This window comes from Paenibacillus sp. 01T422 (assembly GCF_056398785.1).
Genome location: NZ_JBFTQB010001164.1, coordinates 1 through 1612, shown reverse-complemented (window position 1 = coordinate 1612; position 1612 = coordinate 1). Strand labels below are relative to the sequence as shown.

Sequence of the window (1612 nt, the reverse complement as noted above, 5' to 3'; positions counted from 1 at the left end):
GTTTTATAGCATGTGCGGAAAAGAGTGGTATTCATGGCAAGCAAAATACTCGTCATCGAAGATGAAGAGAAAATAGCAAGACTTCTACAATTAGAGCTTATACATGCCGGATATTCAGTTGAGTTAGCGATGGATGGTTTACATGGCTTAAAGAAAGCATTAGATGACGAATGGAATCTTATTCTTCTTGATATATTGCTACCTGGTATGAACGGTTTTGAATTCATAACATCATTCCGTAAAATAAATACAGATACACCTATTATTGTGTTAACCGCCTGTGGGACTCCCACTGATATTGTGAATGCTCTTGATCTTGGCGGGCAAGACTATGTAATTAAACCCTTCCACATGGAAGAGCTATTAGCTCGTATTCGTGCTTGTATGCGTTACCGCAATCGGTCTCTAGAATCCRACAATGAACTTAATCAAAATGAATCATTCATTTATTCACTACAAGGAACTCATGTCAATCTCAGAACGAGAGAGATATTTCAGGACGGAGTAAAGGTCGACCTAACCCCCAAAGAATTTCAACTTTTCATTTATCTGATTGATCATCCGAATGTGGTTCTTAGTCGTGAGCAAATCATGAACGATGTTTGGGGTTATGCTTTTCTGGGGAATTCAAATGTAGTGGATGTATATATCCGATATGTTCGAAAAAAGTTGCATTCATCCTTCCCCTCTATTCGAACGATCCGTGGCATTGGTTACATTTTGGAGACCTCACCCACATGAAAATTAAAACTAAATCGTCCATCTTTTCATTCATTTGGTTAATCGTTATATTACTCCCTCTTTTCTTCGTTATTTACTATTACTACGCTCAATTTGAAAAGGAAGAAGAACTGGAAATCCTGCAGAATACAGCAAATGAAATATTAAAACATATATCCGCTTCAGATTTGCTTTATAGTGAGAATAGTCTACTTATTAATTATCTTCCGAATCACTCGATGATTCGCTCCATTAATCAGACCTCTACGGTGAAAAACCAAGCATTTAACAGTATTGAATTACTGGCTATCCCGCCCCAATACTCAGATACACCACAGTCCTATTATGATATGTACAACAATGAAAAGGTAATAATTGTTCGAGCACCTATTACATGTAGTTCAGGAATTATAGGGACATTGGAGATCATTTCGGAGCCCCTAGAGCTAGAACAAAGCTTATACCGCTTAATCATGATCTTATGTTTTGTTGCCGTGGCCGCTATTATTGTCTCATTCTCAGGCAGTTTTCTATTATCCCGTGTACTATTTTCCCCTCTTCTGCGCATGATCAAAGTTATGAAAGAGATTGAAACGGGTCTTGAGATTAGAAAACTGCCTTTGAATCGAAAAGCGAAGGATGAGCTTTACCAGCTATCTGAAACATTTAATCATATGATGGAACGTATTGAGACAAGTATGCAAAAACAACGGCAGTTTATTTCCGATGCTTCGCATGAATTCAAGACTTCGCTAACGATCATAGAAGGCTACACCTCACTTATACGAAGATGGGGGTTCGAAAACATAGACCTCCATACGGAAGCTCTTGATGCTATTCATGCAGAGAGTAACCGAATGAAGCATGTGACCTATCAACTACTCGACTTGGC

The 1612-nt window shown here is 38.4% G+C and carries 2 protein-coding genes; both read left to right on the top strand.

All coding sequences use genetic code 11. The features are described from left to right. The first annotated feature begins 33 nt into the window (after positions 1-33). Entirely contained in the window at positions 34-741 is a 708-nt protein-coding gene (locus AC1DUA_RS36740) for a response regulator transcription factor (RefSeq protein ID WP_477504424.1), read from the top strand. Further along, positions 738-1612, top strand: an 875-nt coding sequence (locus AC1DUA_RS36735) for a histidine kinase dimerization/phospho-acceptor domain-containing protein (protein WP_477504423.1), incomplete at its 3' end; no start/stop codon positions are given. The genes AC1DUA_RS36740 and AC1DUA_RS36735, both read left to right, overlap by 4 nt.